The organism is Vannielia sp. SX4 (genome assembly GCF_052828525.1).
The window spans coordinates 539,793-556,904 of the sequence record NZ_CM128247.1 but is presented as its reverse complement, the minus strand read 5'-3'; the positions used below and the strand labels follow the sequence as shown (position 1 = coordinate 556,904).

The 17,112-nt window shown below is 65.9% G+C and carries 14 protein-coding genes; 6 read left to right on the top strand and 8 right to left on the bottom strand.

Going from position 1 to position 17,112, the window contains the following annotated elements; genetic code table 11:
* Positions 1 to 9: 9 nt before the first annotated feature.
* Together ACUXVX_RS02800 and ACUXVX_RS02795 are read right to left on the bottom strand one after the other, a co-directional pair.
* Complete coding sequence (locus ACUXVX_RS02800) at positions 10 to 1,869, bottom strand: extracellular solute-binding protein (protein ID WP_446311497.1); 1,860 nt, start codon at positions 1,867 to 1,869, stop codon at positions 10 to 12.
* A gap of 304 nt (positions 1,870 to 2,173) precedes the next feature.
* Positions 2,174 to 2,704 carry a c-type cytochrome gene (locus ACUXVX_RS02795; protein WP_446310277.1) on the bottom strand — a complete coding sequence of 177 codons (531 nt, stop codon included), beginning with the start codon at positions 2,702 to 2,704 and terminating at the stop codon, positions 2,174 to 2,176.
* 131 nt (positions 2,705 to 2,835) lie between these two features.
* On the opposite strand from ACUXVX_RS02795, the gene ACUXVX_RS02790 reads away from it, so the two are divergent.
* Complete coding sequence (locus ACUXVX_RS02790) at positions 2,836 to 3,666, top strand: prephenate dehydratase (protein ID WP_222496020.1); 831 nt, start codon at positions 2,836 to 2,838, stop codon at positions 3,664 to 3,666.
* A gap of 79 nt (positions 3,667 to 3,745) precedes the next feature.
* On the opposite strand, the gene ACUXVX_RS02785 is transcribed toward ACUXVX_RS02790, so the two are convergent.
* The 3 genes from ACUXVX_RS02785 to ACUXVX_RS02775 all read right to left on the bottom strand — a co-directional run bounded on the left by ACUXVX_RS02785 (position 3,746) and on the right by ACUXVX_RS02775 (position 7,840).
* On the bottom strand, positions 3,746 to 4,456 hold the full coding sequence (locus ACUXVX_RS02785) for a hypothetical protein (RefSeq protein WP_222471181.1): 711 nt from the start codon (positions 4,454 to 4,456) through the stop codon (positions 3,746 to 3,748).
* Between the two features lie 169 nt (positions 4,457 to 4,625).
* Complete coding sequence (locus tag ACUXVX_RS02780; protein ID WP_446310276.1) at positions 4,626 to 7,148, bottom strand: ABC transporter permease; 2,523 nt, start codon at positions 7,146 to 7,148, stop codon at positions 4,626 to 4,628.
* The gene (locus ACUXVX_RS02775) at positions 7,145 to 7,840 is read right to left on the bottom strand and encodes an ABC transporter ATP-binding protein (protein ID WP_446310275.1); all 696 of its coding nucleotides are present in this window, start codon (positions 7,838 to 7,840) and stop codon (positions 7,145 to 7,147) included. The genes ACUXVX_RS02780 and ACUXVX_RS02775 overlap by 4 nt, the downstream gene beginning before the upstream one ends.
* Between ACUXVX_RS02775 and ACUXVX_RS02770 the strand changes: the two genes are divergently transcribed.
* On the top strand, positions 7,839 to 8,510 hold the full coding sequence (locus ACUXVX_RS02770) for an arylesterase (protein WP_446310274.1): 672 nt from the start codon (positions 7,839 to 7,841) through the stop codon (positions 8,508 to 8,510). The two genes, ACUXVX_RS02775 and ACUXVX_RS02770, sit on opposite strands and share 2 nt — an antisense overlap.
* Positions 8,511 to 8,561: 51 nt before the next feature.
* Here ACUXVX_RS02770 and hemC read toward each other — a convergent pair whose 3' ends face one another.
* Complete coding sequence (gene hemC, locus ACUXVX_RS02765) at positions 8,562 to 9,485, bottom strand: hydroxymethylbilane synthase (protein WP_446310273.1); 924 nt, start codon at positions 9,483 to 9,485, stop codon at positions 8,562 to 8,564.
* Positions 9,486 to 9,580: 95 nt separating this feature from the next.
* On the opposite strand from hemC, the gene hemE reads away from it, so the two are divergent.
* The 4 genes from hemE to ACUXVX_RS02745 all read left to right on the top strand — a co-directional run bounded on the left by hemE (position 9,581) and on the right by ACUXVX_RS02745 (position 13,477).
* Positions 9,581 to 10,615 carry a uroporphyrinogen decarboxylase gene (gene hemE, locus ACUXVX_RS02760; RefSeq protein ID WP_446310272.1) on the top strand — a complete coding sequence of 345 codons (1,035 nt, stop codon included), beginning with the start codon at positions 9,581 to 9,583 and terminating at the stop codon, positions 10,613 to 10,615.
* A 157-nt stretch (positions 10,616 to 10,772) separates the two neighbouring features.
* Positions 10,773 to 11,306 carry a PAAR-like domain-containing protein gene (locus ACUXVX_RS02755; RefSeq protein ID WP_446310271.1) on the top strand — a complete coding sequence of 178 codons (534 nt, stop codon included), beginning with the start codon at positions 10,773 to 10,775 and terminating at the stop codon, positions 11,304 to 11,306.
* Positions 11,307 to 11,372: 66 nt separating this feature from the next.
* The gene (locus tag ACUXVX_RS02750; RefSeq protein WP_446310270.1) at positions 11,373 to 12,992 is read left to right on the top strand and encodes a tryptophan halogenase family protein; all 1,620 of its coding nucleotides are present in this window, start codon (positions 11,373 to 11,375) and stop codon (positions 12,990 to 12,992) included.
* A gap of 110 nt (positions 12,993 to 13,102) precedes the next feature.
* Positions 13,103 to 13,477 (top strand): hypothetical protein, encoded by a 375-nt coding sequence (locus tag ACUXVX_RS02745; protein ID WP_446310269.1) that lies wholly within the window; start codon positions 13,103 to 13,105, stop codon positions 13,475 to 13,477.
* Positions 13,478 to 13,584: 107 nt separating this feature from the next.
* On the opposite strand, the gene ACUXVX_RS02740 is transcribed toward ACUXVX_RS02745, so the two are convergent.
* Complete coding sequence (locus tag ACUXVX_RS02740) at positions 13,585 to 15,756, bottom strand: esterase-like activity of phytase family protein (RefSeq protein WP_446310268.1); 2,172 nt, start codon at positions 15,754 to 15,756, stop codon at positions 13,585 to 13,587.
* A gap of 335 nt (positions 15,757 to 16,091) precedes the next feature.
* Positions 16,092 to 17,111, bottom strand: coding sequence for a DNA polymerase III subunit delta (gene holA / locus ACUXVX_RS02735; protein WP_222496030.1), 1,020 nt, complete (start codon positions 17,109 to 17,111; stop codon positions 16,092 to 16,094).
* Between the last annotated feature and the right edge of the window lies 1 nt (position 17,112).

Below are 17,112 nucleotides of genomic sequence, written 5' to 3'. Positions count from 1 at the left end.
TCGCGCTGCTCAAAACGCGCCGGCCGCCTTCAGTTCTTCGGCCTTTTCGGCGTTATACCACCAGAAATCGAGGTTGCCGAGGGCATAGGGCGGCAGCGGGTCGGGATGCTCGTAGATATCGTAGTAGGCCACGGTATCGGCCGCCTTGTGCCACTGCCCGGTGCGGAACTTCAGCGCGCGAAGCACCCGGTCGAGCGCCGAGATCGCCACACGAAGCTCGTCTTCATCGGTGGCCGCCTTCACGCTCTCGATCAGCGAGTCCACGGCAGGGTTGTTCAGCCCCATCTTGTTGAAGGTCGAGGTATCGGCGGTTTCGCCGCCAAAGTACTGCTTCAGACCGTCGCCAGGGATGTAGCCGGTTTGCAGGAAGCCGGTCACGATATCGAAGTCGAAGCCCGGCGGGCGCTCGCGCTCGGTGGCGGAGGCATTGTCGACCCGCTGGTGCACCGCGTCGATCCCAGCGGCGCGCAGGTTCTCGACGAAGGGGTTGATCACCCGGTCGAAGGTCTGGCTGTCGTTCAGGAACTCGATGCGCAGTGTCTTGCCGTCCTTCACCCGCAAGCCTTGGTTGTTGAACTCGCTCCAGCCCGCCTCGTCCAGCAGGCGGTTGGCCTTGCGCAGGTTGCGCCGGTCTGTCGCGCTGCCGGCATCCGACACCGGCTCCATGAAGGGCTCTTCGGTGAAGACCTCTTCAGGGATATCGGCGCGCAGCGGCTCAAGCAGCGCCAGCTCGGCCTCGCTCGGCATACCCGTGGCGGCAAGGTCGGTGTTCTCCCAGAACGAGCTGACCCGGGCGTAGATGCCGTAGAAGAGCTTCTCGTTCGACCATTCGAAGTTGAACATTAGCCCGATGGCCTCACGCACCCGGGCATCTTGCAGCTGCGGGCGGCGCAGGTTGTAGATGAAGCTCTGGCCCGGCGCGATGCGCCCATGCTCCAGCTCACGCTTCACCACCCAGCCGTTGTTCACCGCCGGAAAATCGTAGCCGGTGGCCCAGTCCTTGGAGCTTGCCTCGTTGCGGAAAAGGTATGTGCCGCCCTTGAAGCCCTCCAGCGCCACCGCGTAATCGGCAAAATACTCGACCCGCAGAGCATCGAAATTGTTGCGGCCCACGTTGATCGGCAGGTCGTCGCCCCAGTAGTCGGGGTTGCGGGTCACCACCACGGTCTTGCCCATCTCGCTGCGCGAGAGGTCCACTACATAGGGGCCGGAGCCGAGCCACGGGATATTCTGCGGCTCTTCGAGATCCATCCGCTCGGCCTCGTATTGTGCCTTGGAGAAGATCGCGAGGCCGCCGACCATCTGGATCAGGTCGCGCTTTTCCTTCTCGGGCACGAAATCAAAGCGAATGTGCCGGGGGTCGATCACCTCGGCGCTCTGAACCGAGGCCGAGAGGATCTCGCGATAGCTCGGCAGGCCCTTCTCGCGGAAGAGCTCATAGGAGAACAGCACGTCCTCCGCCGTCAGCGGCGAGCCGTCCGAAAACGTGATCCCCTCGCGCAGAGTGAAAATCACCCAAGAGCGGTCCTCGGGGTATTCGAGGCTCTCGGCCAACAACCCGTAGTCGGCGCCAATCTCGTCGGAGGTGCCCACCAGCAGGCTCTCGTGCGGAGCGCTCGCCAGCGCGCCGGAACGGCCATTGATGGTGTAGGGGTTCCAGTTGTCGAACCCGCCGAAGGTCCAAACGGACATTTCGCCACCCTTCGGCGCCTCGGGGTTCACATACTCCAGATGCTCGAAATCGGCCGCGTACTTCAGCTCGCCGCCGGGGAAGGTGGTGATCCCGTGGCGCGTGATCGTCTCCTGCGCCAAAGCGGGCAGCGCGGCCAGCACCATCGCCAGCGCGAGCCCGGCACCCCAAGCCAGCATCTCTCGCCCCTTGGCCCGTTGGGCGGTGGCGGCGATTGCCTTGGCGGAGGCTCTGGCAGGGGCGGCGTTGGGCGGCGTGTCTGTCTGGCGCAAGTCGGGCTCCTCTCGGATCAGGCTGTGCAGGGCACCCGCGCGGGCACCATCACAGCAAAGCATCGTTAATTTTAGCTAAATGCCCCCGGTCCCGGCTTGCAAGTTGAAACCTCGTGAGCACGCCGCGAGGCCTGCGGCAAACCGGCACCTGCCCATGAAAAAGGCCGCCCCGGTTGCCCGGCGGCGGCCTCTGAATGCTTGGTGCTGTCGCTTACTGCGCGGACTGCAGGTAGGCGATCACGTCGGCGCGGTCCTCGATCTTGCGGAGGCCGGCGAAGCTCATCTTGGTGCCGTTCATGTAGCCCTTGGGGTTGGCGAGAAACTCGCTCAGCGCCTCGGGGGTCCACTCGCCACCATGCGATGCCATCGCGTCGGAGTAGCCAAAGCCGGCAACGCCGCCGATGGCGCGGTTCACGACGCCGTTCAGGTGCGGGCCGGTGCCATCGGTGCCGTCGAGCTTGTGGCAGGCCTTGCACTTGCCAAAGACCTTCTCGCCGGAGGCCGCATCGGCCGATGCAAAAACTTCTTCGAAGGCGGGGCCGGTATCTTCCTCGGCCTCGGCACCTTCACCGCTGTCGGCAACCTCGATGGCATAGCCCATCGTGTGCTCTTCGCCCTCTTCGCCGTGGCCACCGGCATCCATCGCATAGAGCGATTCACCGGCCCAGTTGATGAGCAGATAGATCAGCAGCGCGCCGCAAAACCAGCCAAATGCCTTGACCATCGTCATTGTGTCGAACATGTCGCATCCTGTCCGTGGTGTGGGTCTCGGCGCCTTCTACGCGCTTCCCACCCCGCGCTGCAAGCCGTATCAGGCGCGACCAAACGCCCGAGGGGGCAAAAATTGTGTGAAGTGTCAGGGGAGAGGCGGCAATGGCAGGCCGGATCGCATTTCAGGGAGAACTGGGGGCCTACTCGCACCAGGCCTGCGCCGAGGCGCGCCCGGATATGGAGGCCATCCCCTGCCGCAGCTTCGAGGATGTGATCGAGGCCGTGCGCTCCGGCGCCGCCGATCAGGCGATGCTGCCGGTCGAGAACTCCACCTACGGCCGGGTGGCCGACATTCATCGCTTGTTGCCGGAGAGCGGTCTGCATATCGTCGATGAGGCCTTTGTGCGGGTGCATATCTCGCTGATGGCTCTGCCCGGTGTGACGCTGGAGGAGGTGAAGAAGGTGCGCGCCCATCTCGTGCTCCTGCCGCAATGCGCCTCCTTCCTCGCCGCCAACGGCATTGCCGGCGAAGCGGCGGCAGACAGCGCCGGGGCGGCGGCAGAGCTTCAGGCCTCAGGCGCGCGGGATGAGGGCGTTCTGGCCTCCGATCTCGCCGCCGAGATCTATGGCCTCAACCTGCTGGCCCGCCACATCGAGGACCACGCCCACAACACCACGCGCTTCCTGATCATGGCGCCGGAGGCCCAGCCCGCCCGCCGCGCCGACGACATGATGACCACCTTCGTCTTCCGCGTCCGCAATATCCCCGCCGCGCTCTACAAGGCGATGGGCGGCTTTGCGACCAACGGGGTGAACATGACCAAGCTGGAGAGCTACATGGTCGGCGGCAGCTTCACCGCGACGCAGTTCTACTCCGATATCGAGGGCCACCCCGACGACCCGAACGTGCAATTGGCGATGGAAGAGCTGGATCACTTCACCGAAGAGGTGAAGATCCTCGGCGTCTACCCCGCCGACCAGCGCCGCCACTGAGCGGACCCCAGCCAGCACACCAACAAAAAACGCCGCCGGAAAGCCCGGCGGCGTGTGTCTTTGCGATCTGACGAAACGATCAGTTCGTCAGGATGTAATAGCTGTTGCGGATCCGGCCCTGGTTGCGGACGCCGATGAAGAAGTAGCCATCCCAGCGCGGGGTCCACGAGCAGTAGAGCTTGTCGGAGTAGCTGCGGTCGAGACAGATCACGTTGCCACCCTCGTCGGTCACAACGAGGTCGAGGTTGGCGTCGCCGTCACCGACGATGGCCAGCTCGGCCAGACGCCCACCGTAGAACGGCACCTTGAACACGTCGGTCTTGCCGGCGGGCAGGCGCGACAGGGTGCGGGAAGCACCGCCGATGCGGCCACGGGAGCCTTCGGCCTTGATGTCGGCGATCATCGACTTGAGCGCCTCGTCTTCACCGGCCAGTTCTTCGGCCTCGGCCAGCATCATCTCGGGGGTCACCGGCGCATCCACACCTTCACCCTCTTCGGTGCCTTCGAAGCCCTCGATGTCAGAGGTCTCCTTTTCGCGCTCCACGTCCTCGGCCTCTACCGACATGGCGATCTTGGCGGCGGTGGCGATGGCCAGCGCATCCTTGTTGGCCGAGCCGTAGGCATAAAGGTCCTGCGCCATGGCCATCTGCGCGACGGCGCCAGCCTCGCCCTCGCCCGCACCATCGGCCGCGTTGGGGCCTTCCTGATCCTGCGCCCAGGCGGAGCTGCCGAGGGCAACCACGGCCGTGGTCGCAAGCACGGCGCTGAGGGTTTTGAATTTCGTCATCATTACTCTTCGTCCTTCCCTTCACATGGGCGGCCCCGCCGAACTGACGGCAGCCGAAATGATGCACAGACACTTGCAAATGCCGCGGCGTAAGGGAAGGTGGTATTTGGTGACAAATGCCGTTAGGCCTGCAATTCCAGACCCTTAGAGCAACCTCTCATGTCTTATGACATCACTCCGCGCTGCGCAACACACGTGCAGGTGGCATCGACAGCGGGCGCAGGGCAAAGCCCAGCCCGGCGATGAGGGTGGCAAGCACCCCGCCCGAAACGATGAGCACCGCAGAGACCGGCTCAAAGCTGTATTCTCCCTCCATCACGAAGGTCGTCACACCCCAGCCCGCGAGCCCTCCGGCGACGATGGCCACCACGCCTGCGGCCAGCCCCAAAAGCGCCGCCCGCAGCACCAGATAGGCCAGCACACGGCCCCGCACCGCGCCCAGCGTTTTCAGCACCGCCGCCTCGAACTCGCGCGCAGGTTGGCCCGCCGCTGCGGCGCCGATCAGCACCACGCCGCCGGTGACCAGCGAGGCCAGTGCGCCATAGGTGATGGCCGCCGCGATGCCCTCCAGCAGCCCGGCCACCCGGCTGATCGCCTCGCGCACGCCGATGCCGGTCACGTTGGGCCACGTCTGAGACACGTCCCGCAAGATCGCCGGCTCGGCCTCTGCCTCGGCGTAGACCGTGGCGATGTGGCTGTGCGGCGCGCCCTGCAGGGCGGCAGCGTTGAAGGTCATCACGAAGTTGATCCCCATGGTCGAAAAATCGACCTCGCGAAAGCTTGCGATGGTGGCGGTGATCTCGCGGCCAAGAACGTTCACCGTGATCTCATCGCCGATCTTCAGCCCGATCTCGGCGGCCTCCTCGGCGGCAAAGCTCATCAACGGCGGACCGGAGTAGTCCTCCGGCCACCATTCGCCCTCTGACACGCTCACCCGCTCCGGCTGTTCGGCGGCATAGGTCAGGCCCCGGTCGCCGCGCACCACCCAATGGTCGGGCGCAACCTCGGTCGCCGGGCGGTCATTGATACGCGTGATCACGCCGCGCAGCATGGGCGCGGTGTCGATCTTGGTCACGGCGTCATCGCCGTTCAGCCGGTCCAGCAACGGGTCGATCTGGTCGGGCTGGATGTCGATGAAGAAGAAGGAGGGCGCGACATCGGGCAGGTCGCCCTCGATGGCGGCGCGCATGTTGGAGCTGACCTGCCCCACCGCCGCCAGCACCGAGAGGCCGAGCCCGAGCGAGAGCACAACGGCGGAGGCCTCCTGCCCCGGTCCGCCGACCGAGCCCAGCGCAAGCCGCAGTGCCGGGATGCCGCGCACCATGCGCGACCGCGACAGCCTGCGCGACAGGCGGCGAATGCCCCAGGCCGCTGCGAGGAGGAGGAGGAGCGCGAAACAGACGCCGAGCGCGGCCCAGATCGTCAGTTCCCAGAGGCCTGAGAAATAGGCCGCCACGCCTACGAGCAGCGCCGCCAGCGCGGCGGTGAGCAGCATCACGCTCCAGCGCGGCAGGTGGCGGCGCGTGTCGCTAAGGGCGCGGAACAGCTGCGCCGGGCGGATCTCTTCGGCACGGGAGACCGGCCAGAGCGTGAAGATCAGCGCGGTGAGTGCCCCGTAGAGCGCCGCCTCCGCCAGCGGGCCGGGGTAGACGGTGAACTCGGTCGGCAGTGGCAACCGCGCCTCCAAGACTGGCGCCAGCGCCAGCACGGCGGCGGCGCCAAGCGCGAGGCCAATGACGATGCCCAGCGCAGAGAGCACCCCGATCTGGATCAGGTAGGCCCAAAGGATCGTGCGCCGTGTCGCGCCAAGGGTCTTGAGCGTGGCGATCACCGGCGTCTTGCGCTCCAGGTAGGCCCGTACGGCGGCGCTGACCCCGACGCCACCCACGGCCAATCCGGCAAGTCCGACGAGCACGAGGAACGCGCTGATCCGGTCGACGAAGCGGTTGAGCCCGGGCGCGCCATTGCGACTGTCACGCCAGCGCGCACCGCTGTCGGCGAACTGCGCAAGCGCCTCCTCCCGCATTGCCTCAAGGTCGGTGCCGGGCGGCAGGGCGAGCCTGTAGTTGGTCTCAAAGAGCGTGCCGGGGGCAAGCAGCCCAGAGCCTTCAAGATCGGCGCGATACAGCAGCGTGCGCGGCCCCAGCGAAAAGCCCGAGCCGGCGGCATCGGGCTCCAGCGTCAGCGCGGCGGCGAGGTGGTAGCTTGCCGTGCCCAACTCGAAGGTGTCACCCACCTCAAGCTCCAGCTGCGCCATCAGCGAGCGGTCCATCACCGCGCCGGGCAGGCCGTTTGCCCCGGCCAGCGCCTCGTCCAGCGGCATGACCGGCTCGAGCCGAACCTCGCCATAGAGCGGGTAGATATCATCCACCCCCTTCACCTGGGTTAACGCGGTGTTCTTCCCCGCGCGGGCCATCGAGCGAAAGTCGACGATCTCCGAAACGCGGGTCGCGCGCTCGGCCATCCAAGCCTGCTCCGCTTCGCCCGCCGCGCGATAGGTGAATCGCAGCTCGGCATCGCCGCCCAGCATGGTCGCGCCTTCGCGCATCAACCCGCCAGACAGGCTCTCGCGCACGAGGCCGACCGCTGCAATGGCGGCCACGCCCAGCGCAAGGCAGGCAAGAAATACCTTGAAGCCACGCAGGCCTCCACGAAGCTCGCGCCGGGCGATCCGGGCCGACTGGGCAAGGCTCATTCGGCGGCCTCGGCCTGCTGCTCCGGAGAAATCACGCCATCGGCGAGCCGCACCACCCGCCCGCAGCGGGCGGCGAGGGTGCGTGAATGGGTGACGAGCACCAGCGTCGCGCCGTGCTTCTCGGAGAGGTCAAAGAGCAGGTCGGTGACCGCATCGCCCGTGGCCGCATCGAGGTTGCCGGTGGGCTCGTCGGCCAGCAGGATATTGGGGCGCGGGGCGATGGCGCGGGCCAGTGCCACCCGCTGCTGCTCACCGCCCGACATCTGGCTGGGATAGTGGTGCGCCCGGTCGCCCAGCCCCACTGCCGCCAGCTCGGCCTCGGCGCGCTCGTAGGCATCGGCCACGCCCGCCAGTTCCAGCGGCGTGGCCACGTTTTCCAGCGCCGTCATCGTCCCGATGAGGTGGAAGGACTGGAACACCACCCCCATATGCTTGAGGCGGAAGCGGGCCAACGCGTCCTCCCCCATCGCCGTCAGATCGTGCCCGAGCGCGGTGACGGAACCGGAGGTCGCAGTATCAAGCCCGCCCATGAGCATGAGGAGAGAGCTTTTGCCAGAGCCAGACGGCCCGATCAGCCCCAGCGTTTCGCCCTTTGCGACATCGAGGCTTATTCCCTTGAGGATGTTGACCTTTCCGGCATTGCCGTCGAGCGTGAAGGTGACATCGTTCAGGGACAGGATCGGATCGGTCATGCGGGCGCCTTTTGTTTCATTCCGATATGGGGCCAGGTTGCTGGCGCTCAAGGTTTTAACGACATTCTTTCTGGTTTCCGTCGCCTCTGCCCAGCCCGTTGTGGTCGCCGCCTTGGGAGACAGCCTGACAGCCGGCTACGGCTTGCCGCAGGAGGAGGGCTTCGTTCCGGTGATGGAAGACTGGTTGCAGGCGCAGGGCGCGGAGGTGGAGCTGCGCAACGCCGGCGTGAGCGGAGACACCACCGCAGGCGGGCTCAGCCGGGTGGACTGGACGCTCACCGACGACGTGGATGCGCTGATCGTGGAGTTGGGCGGCAATGACCTGCTGCGCGGCATCGACCCGGCCGTAAGCCGCGGAAATCTCGACGGTATTCTGCAGGCCGCGGACGCGCGTGACCTGCCGATCCTGCTGGTGGGGATGACCGCCACCGGCAATTACGGGCCTGACTACAAGGCTGCCTTCGATGCGATGTATCCTGAACTGGCAGAGCAATATGGCGCCTTGCTTTACCCCAACTTCTTCGCCGCTCTGACCGCGCTGGAAGACCAAGCGGCGGCACGGCGGGAGCATATGCAGGGGGATGGCATTCACCCCTCCGCCAGCGGGGTGCAGCTTGTAGTCGAAGACATGGGGCCGCAGGTTTTGGAATTGCTGGAACGGGTCGACTAGAAGAATTTTAAAGAAAATTCTTCAGGCCGAAAAATCTTCGCGAAGATTTTTCTACTTCCAGTCGAAGAAATCGTCCGTGGTCTGCGCCAGCAACTCCTCGGCAAGGCTCGCCCCCATTTCGGCAGCCTGCTCAGCGGGGCCGGTGCGGGAGCCGGTGAGCACTTCGGACCCATCCGTGCGCAGGATTTCTCCCCGCAACGTCAGGGTGTTGCCCTCCAGCGTGGCAAGGCCCGCGATTGGGGTTTCGCAGGAGCCATCCAGCCCGGCCAGCAGGGCGCGTTCGGCGGCAACGCGGGTGTGGGTCTCGGCATGGCGGAGGGGTGCGAGCAGCCTGTCGGCCTCGGCATCATCCGCCCGGCGTTCGATTCCGATTACCCCCTGCGCGATCGCCGGAAGCATCTCTTCCGGCTCGACCGCCTGGCAGGAAATATGCTGCGCGTTCAGCCGGTTGAGGCCCGCCTGTGCGAGAAAGGTCGCCTCGGCCACGCCATCTGCGAGCTTGCGCATCCGGGTCTGCACATTGCCGCGAAATTCCACAACCTTCACATCGGGCCGTTTGGCCAGAAGCTGGGCCTTGCGGCGCAGCGAGGAGGTGCCCACCACGGCGCCCTGCGGCAGGGCGGAAAACGGCTTGCCGTCCAGCGTGACAAAGGCATCGCGCGGGTCTTCGCGCTCCAAAAAGCAATCCAGCACAAGGCCTTGCGGCTGCTCCACCGGCATATCCTTGGAGGAATGCACGGCGATGTCGATCTCACCCGAAAGCATCGCCTCCTCGATCTCCTTGGTGAACAGCCCCTTGCCGCCGATCTCCCGCAGCGCGCGGTTTTGCACCCGGTCGCCGGTGGTGGAAATGATCACGATTTCAAAGGCTTCATCCGGAAGCCCGTGCGCCGCCATGAGCCGCGCGCGGGTTTCATGGGCCTGAGCGAGGGCGAGCGGGCTGCCGCGGGTGCCGATCTTGAGCGTCTTTGTCATGCTCGCGGGATAGCGCCCACGCCCAGACGTGACAATGCGACACTTGACACTCGGCCCCCGGAGGGCGACCCATGCGGCGACCGAGGAGGCGCAAGATGGCCGAAAACAAGAGCATTCTCAAAGCCTTGGCAGGCGAGACCCAACCCACCCCACCGATCTGGATGATGCGGCAGGCGGGGCGTTACCTGCCTGAGTACAAGGCCACCCGCGCCGAGGCGGGGGATTTCCTGTCGCTCTGCTACAACTCCGATCTGGCCACCGAGGTCACGCTGCAACCGATCCGGCGCTACGGCTTTGACGCGGCCATCCTCTTTGCCGATATCCTGCTGATCCCGCAGGCGCTGGGGCAAAAACTTTGGTTCGTCACCGGCGAAGGCCCGCGGCTGGAACCGATTGGACTGCGAAAAGATTACGAAGCCCTGAAGAACGGGGACGAGGTGCATGACCACCTCTCGCCGATCTATCGGACGGTGGGCAATCTGAGTGGCCAACTGCCTGAAGAGACTACGCTAATCGGCTTCGCCGGCGCCCCGTGGACGGTGGCGACCTACATGATCGCGGGCCGCGGCACGCCCGATCAGGGGCCGGCGCATGACCTGAAAACCAATGATGTGGCGCTGTTCAACGCCATCATCGAGCGGGTCACCTGGGCGACGATCGAATACCTCAACCGCCAGATCGAGGCCGGAGCCGAGGTGGTGAAGATCTTCGACAGTTGGGCGGGCAGCCTGACCGGCGATGACTTTGATAACTACAGCGTTGATCCGATTAAGAAAATCATCGCGGGCGTGAAGGCCAAGCACCCCGACACCCCGATCATCGCCTTCCCCCGTGGAGCGAAGGAGCGCTACATCGGCTTCCACAAGGCCACCGGCGCGGATTGCGTGGCGCTGGATGACGGGGTGACGCCCGAATGGGCCGCCGAGCATGTGCAGCCGGACGGGTGCGTGCAGGGGAATCTCAAATCTTCCCATATGGTTACGGGCGGTCAGGCGCTGGTCGACGAGACCCGCCGGATCGTGGAGGCCTTCAGCCACGGGCCCCATATCTTCAATCTCGGGCATGGCATCACCCCCGATGCGGACCCGGAAAATGTGCAGCTGATGATCGACACCGTCCGGGGCGGTTAACGGCGTCGGGGCGGTGATACAGGCCTCATGCACATCCGATGCACAAGTGATGCACATTCTATGCATATCGCAGCCGCAGCAATCCTGCTGCGCCGCAGCGTGTTAACGGCCCGATTCGGTGGCATAGTGATTGCTTCATTTTCGCGGAGTGATTTCGATGCCGGACGAAGAGGAAGAAGAGGAGCTGCAAATGAGCAGCTCGAACCTTGATGACGCCGTCAAGGGAAAGACCGACACCATCATCATCACCTCCGGCAAGCAGGGCGGCCGCAAGGTGAAGGGCCATGACCTGCCCGGCGCTCTGATGCAGGCCGGGGTGAAGAAGGACTGGCAGGGCACGCTGCTCATCGCCTTCCCCGATGTCTGCAAAACGCCCGCGCCGGGCGGGCCGGTGCCGATCCCCTACCCCAACATTGCCGCCGCCGGGCCGAAGCAGGGCAAGAAGGTGAAGGTGGAGCAGTCGCTGCGTCAGGCGGGCTACAAGGGCATCCGCGTGCAGACGATGGGCGATGAGGCGGGCACGGCCAAGGGGCTCGTCGGGGCCAAGGCGTTCTCGCACGGCTTCACACCGTTCTCTTTTGACGTGAAGGCCGAGGGCAAGGGCGCGATGCGGCTGATCGGCCACGAGGTGACCCATGCGATCCAGCAGAGCAGCCACGTGCCGCACGGAACCCCCGGCAAGGCGAAGTGACGGCAGGCTTGAGCCGTAGCCCACCGCTGATTAGCATCTGACGCAGGGTAAACGGGGGATGCGCGCATGGGGCAACCGATCCGCGAGGTGACGATCGTTGGCGGGGGCACCGCCGGTTGGATGACGGCGCTCTTGCTGCAATCCATGCTGAAGGGCGGCGAGACCGGGGTGAAGATCACCCTGATCGAAAGCCCCAACATCCCGACCGTCGGGGTGGGCGAGGCCACGGTGCCCGGCATGCCCCGGACCCTGCGCCAAGGCGGGATCGACGAGCGCGCCTTCTTCCGGACCTGCAATGCCAGCTTCAAACTCGGGGTGGTGTTTGGCCATTGGAACGAGGACGCGCAGGGCAACCGGGTGGATTACATCAACCCCTTCGCCCATCCGCCCGCGATCGACGGGGTTTCTGCGGCGGAGTATGCGCTGCAATTCGGCACCGGGGGCCTCGACTTCGTGCAGACCTTCTCGCCCTCGGTGGATCTTGCCGCCGCCGCCAAAGGGCCGCGCGGGCCGGGCGAGATGCCGGGGCCGCCGGTGGGTTTTGCCTACCACCTCGACGCGGGCAAGTTCGCCGGGATGCTGAAGGAACATTGCGTGGCGCGCGGGGTGCGGCACGTGCTGGACGATCTTGTGGAGGTCGAGCTGGACGAGCGCGGCTACGTGGCAGCCGTGATGCTGGAGCGCGGTGGGCGGCACCCTGTTGAATTGGTGATCGACTGCACCGGCTTTCGCGGCCTCATCATCAACCAGGCGCTCGGCGAGCCCTTCGAGAGTTACGGCAAGTATCTGGCGAACGACCGGGCAATGGCGGTTCAGGTGCCGCACCGCGAACCGGAGCGGCTGGATTCGGTGACGAAGAGCACCGCTTTGGGTGCGGGCTGGGCGTGGCGCGTGCCGCTCTTCAACCGGATCGGCACGGGCTACGTGTTTTCCTCCGCGCACCGGACGGATGAGGAGGCGCGGGCGGAGTTTCTGGCGCATTTGGGGCCGGATGGCGAAGGGGCTGAGCCTCGGGTGATCCCGATGCGGGTGGGGCGCAACCGGAACGCATGGGTGAAGAACTGCGTGGCCGTGGGACTCTCGGGCGGGTTCATCGAGCCGCTGGAATCGACCGCGATCCACATGATCGACACCGCTGTGCGCTGGCTGGTGCAGTACTTCCCCGACACCGATTATGCCGAGCCGCTGCGGGGGCGGTTCAACCATTTGGTCGATGAGCTTTACAACGAGGTGCGCGACTTCATCTGCCTGCATTACGCGCTCGGCAACCGGACAGACGACCAATATTGGATCGACGCGCGGGAGGAACTGGAGGTGCCCGACACGCTCGCGGAGAATCTCGAGCTTTGGCAATACGGGTTGCCTGCGCATAACGACATTCGGTTCGTCTCGCTGTTCAGCCCGATGACCTATCAGGCGGTGCTGCTGGGCAAGCGGGTTTACGAGACGGGGTTCGGGAAGGGCAAATTCTCGACCGGGCGCACTCTCGATCCGGCGAAATGGGAAGCCTTCGTGAAACGCGCCCGCGCCGGGATCGGGGCGCAGGTGCAGGCGGCGGCAGGGCACCGGGCGCTGCTGCGGGCGATCCGCGGCGAGGCGGGCGCCGTGGCCGAGAACGGGCTGCTACCGGGGCTTGGCGGCGGGGCCGGGGCTGCAAAGATTGGCGGCGAGGCGGCGATTTTGTGATGGGCGGTGAGACGGGTTCCGACCGACGCGGCAGACGGTGGCGTCGGGTATTGCTGGTGGCAGCTTTGATTTCGGTCGTCGCAGGGTATTACGCACTGAAGGTGCCTTCATTGCAGCGGACGGCCGTGAGGGCGATGGCGGAACTGCCCGGCGCGGGGAAGCCCGAGTTGACCGGGCCGCGAACCGTTCCAATCCCCTTTGCCGATGCCGGCGGGTTCTGGCGAGTGCCGCTGGAAGCGCCGCTGGACGACCGGGTTTTGGCGGAGGCCGGGTTTGTCCAGGCGGATGCCTATGAAACCGGCCACCAGCTCGGCGTCTTCGCTGAGGTGTTCTCCGAGGTTGAGGAGCTGGACAGGGCGCAAATCAAGGTCTGGGGCAAGGATGCGGTGCTGGGGTGGGGCAGCATCTGCGCTAGGTCTCACTGCGGGATACGGTTGATGACCGGGGACAAACCGATGGCTTTCATCGAGATTTACGCGTTTTGATTGGCAGTCGCCGTGGGCGGTGATGGTGCTAACCCACCAATCTCGACAAAAACCCCGAAGCGGCGGACCGCTTCGGGGCACTTTGTTGAAAAGGTCTTCGAGGGAAATCAGTAGCCGGTGCCGAGTTGGCCGACGCTGAAGAACATCGTCTCGCCGGAGTGGTCGTCGACGCCATCATTGTCGGTGCTCACCCATGCGGTGCCATCGGAGAAGATCGCCAGCCCCTCGACCTTGTCGAGCACGTAGCCGCCGCCTGCCTTGAGGTCGGGCAGCAGGTCGCGCACGTCTTCCTTGGTCACCATCGGCAGGTCGCCACCGAGCGGGGCAGGCTGCATTTCGGTCAGGGCGACGCGGGTGATCTTCTTGGTCACGGCGCGGTCGTCGTGCTGGTTGTCACGCTCCACGAGGTAGACGTGATCGCCGTGGGCGGTGATTTCCGACAGGCCGACCCAGCCGGTGGCGGGCTCTTCCTTGGTGTAGCGCACTGCGCCCCACTCGCCGCTCTCGGGGGTGTAGGCCACGAGTTTCACGGTGTTCTTGGGATCATCGGCCCATTCGCGCTGCACAGCCATCCAGAGCGTGCCATCGACCAGCGTGATGCCCTCGAAGCCGAAGCGCTTTTCGACCGCCATCAGCTCGGCGGGCAGGCCCACTTCTTCCTCGATCTCGCCCTCGGCGTTCACGTGGTAGAGCGCATGGGGGATCACCCGGTCGGTCCGGCCCTCGGAGGCGAGCCAGAAACCGCCCTCGCCATCAAGGGTGATGCCCTCGAGGTCGAGCTTTTGCGCGGGGTAGCCGGCGCGGCTGATGTCGATGGCCTCCACGATGCGGGCGGGCTTGCTGCTCACGTCGATCTTGAAGATGCGCGGCTGGTAGCCATAGAAGCTGTCGGACACCGCCCAGACGGTGCTTTCACCCTCAGCCACCATGCCCGAGATCGCGCCCCAGCCGGTGAGGTTGGCCATGCCTTCGGAGGTGAGCTGCGGGTAGCTCGCCTCGCCCTCGGCATACTCATAGAGCATCACGTGAGCGCGTGCGCCGCCGTCCTCGATGAGGTCACTCTCGTTGGCCGAGACCAGCAGGTTGCGGGAGGGGATGGTCACGTAGCCCTCCGGCCCGATGCCCGAGGGCAGGAGCTGGGTGAGCACGGGGTTGGCCGGGTCGGTGGCATCATAGACGCCGACGACAGAGCCGCGCTCGGAGCCGACGAAGATCATCGGGGTGCCGCCGAACTCGGCGAAGGTCACGGACTCCGGCTCGACGCCTTTGGCATCGGAGCGCTTGTCGGGGTAGTGGCCGATCTTGATGAGTTCGCGCTCGAAGCGGGTGCCGCTCTCGTAAACCACCTCGCCGGTTTTGTTGAAGATCGTCCAGCCGCGCGAGCCGCCTTCATAGTCGCCCTCGTTGGCGGTGGCGAAGTGCTGATCGTCGATCCACTTCACCGCGTCGGGCTCGCGCTTGCGGCCCTGCTGGCTTTCGGTGAAGAGCAGCGCGCCGCGCTCGTCGGTGGCGTCGATTCCCTCAAGGTCCACCGCACCAGCGGAGAAGTGACTGGTGACGCTGTTGTCCGCACCGATGACAGCGATGTGGTTGTTCTCCTGCATCGTCACGACGATCTCGCCCAGCGCGTTGATGTCGACGAACTCGGGCTCGGGGTCATCGCCCGCCACATCGGCGAGGCCGGTCAGTTCGATCTGCTGGAGGCTGTCGCAGTCTAGGGCACCGTCCGTCAGGGCGATCTTGACCACGAAGCCTGCGGGCATCTGGGGGATGACGCCATCGTTCAGGTCTTCGTCGCGCTCGTTCTCGATCGCCACGGCGATGAAGCTGCCATCGGGCGCCTTGGCGACCGAGTCGGGCTGGCCGCCGAGGTCGCAGGAGGCCAGCTCTTCGCCGGAGGTCACATCAATCGCGGCGAGGCGGCCGGAGGGGGCCACGTAGCTCTCGGAGGTGTTGATTCCGGTGAAGGCGGTGGTGCCGATCACGGCCACCGAGGTCGGCTCGCCATCCAGCGCGATATTGCCCAGTGGCTTGGGCGCGGCGGGATCGGTGATGTCGACCCGGCCCAGCACGCCGAGCGGGCTGTCGGTGTAAACCAGCGTCATGCCATCGGCGGTCACGTCGATGATCTCGGGCGAGCTTTCGCGGGCGGTGTCCTCGCCTTCGGCCATGTTCTTGATGACCGGGAAGGAGGCGATGCGGTTGAAGACCATCTCGGCCTGAGCGGCGCCGGTTGCGGCGGCCAGCGCGAGCGCCGAGGTCAGAAGCGTGCGGTGCATGGGAGTCCCCTTGGTTCTTGTTGTGGGGGACATTTGGGCCGAAGCGGTGACGCCCGCGTAACAGGGCCATGTCAGTTGCATGACAAGACGGGCGGAGGGGTGGCGGTTGATCGGGTGTGCCCGCCCGATGCGCGCCGAAGGCGCCGGGCAGCGCCGTCCCGCCCCACGGGGCGGCGCTTCGGTGACGTAAGTGCCTCCATCAAAGGTCAGATGACCACTGCACCATAAAGCGCATTCGAACACCCGTTGCATGCGCCACCCCACGGGACGACGCTGCCCGGCTTGCGGTGGGATGGTGGACCGGAGAGATGTGGCTTGTCCCGGCCTGACTTCCCCTAGCGGGGCATCATCGCGAGGCGGATCATCGCCCGCTCCACCTGCGCCATTTGCGGGGCGGTCTGCCCGGCGGAGCGCAGGGCGAGGTCGGTATCGAGCAGCAGCGCAAGCGCACGCTCCAGCCGGTCGAGGCCCCAGGCCTGCGCCTGACGGATCATCCTGTCACGCCGGGGGCCAAAGACCGGCGGGCGCAGGCTGCCGATGCCCTGCGCCGGGCCGCCGGGGTGGGCGGCAGCGGCGTGGAGGGTGCGAAAGTGCATGCCCGCCATGATGCAGAGCGTGGTCGGGTTCACCCCCTGCCCTTCGAGCCGGGCCATCAGCGGGCCGATCTGGTCACGCCGGGCCTCGGCGGCGGCGTTCAGCAGCTCGTCCACCCCGGCCTCGGTGGTGGCGGGGGCCAACAGATCGACCTCAGCCTCCGACAACGGGGTGGAATCGCCGATCTTGTAGAGCGCCAGCTTTTCGATGAACTGCCGCAGGTCGCCCGGGTCGATATGCGAGGCCAGCGCGACCAGCGCCTCCATCGCGGAATGCTCGACGTTGGCGAGGCCGGCGGCGGTGAGCCTGTCCTTGATCTCGCCTGCGCTCGGGGGGTCGTCGTAAATGGCGACGAAGCGGGCGCGTGGGTCTTTTTCGAAGAGTTTCCGCAGCTTGCTGGAGGCCTTGAGGCTGCCGGCGGTGGCCACCACCATGCCATCGCCCTCCTGCCATTCGGTGAGCGCGGTGGCAAAGAGGTCTGTCAGCCCGTCGGTCGCGCCCTCGACATGCACGGCGCGCGGGCCGGGAAAGAAGCTCGCGCCCCGGATCGCATCGAGCAATGCCGCCGGATCGCCGCGCAGATCGGCGCCGGAGAGGCGGGAGAGGCGCATCTCCTCCTCGCCGCTCGGGCCGACGAGGGCCTTCAGCAGATCCTGCCGCTTCAGCGCGACCCGCATCGCATCGGCGCCCGAAATCAAAATGCCCGGCCCCGGCGTGGGCTTGGCGAAGAAGGCATTGGCGTCGCGGGTCGAGAGCTTCATG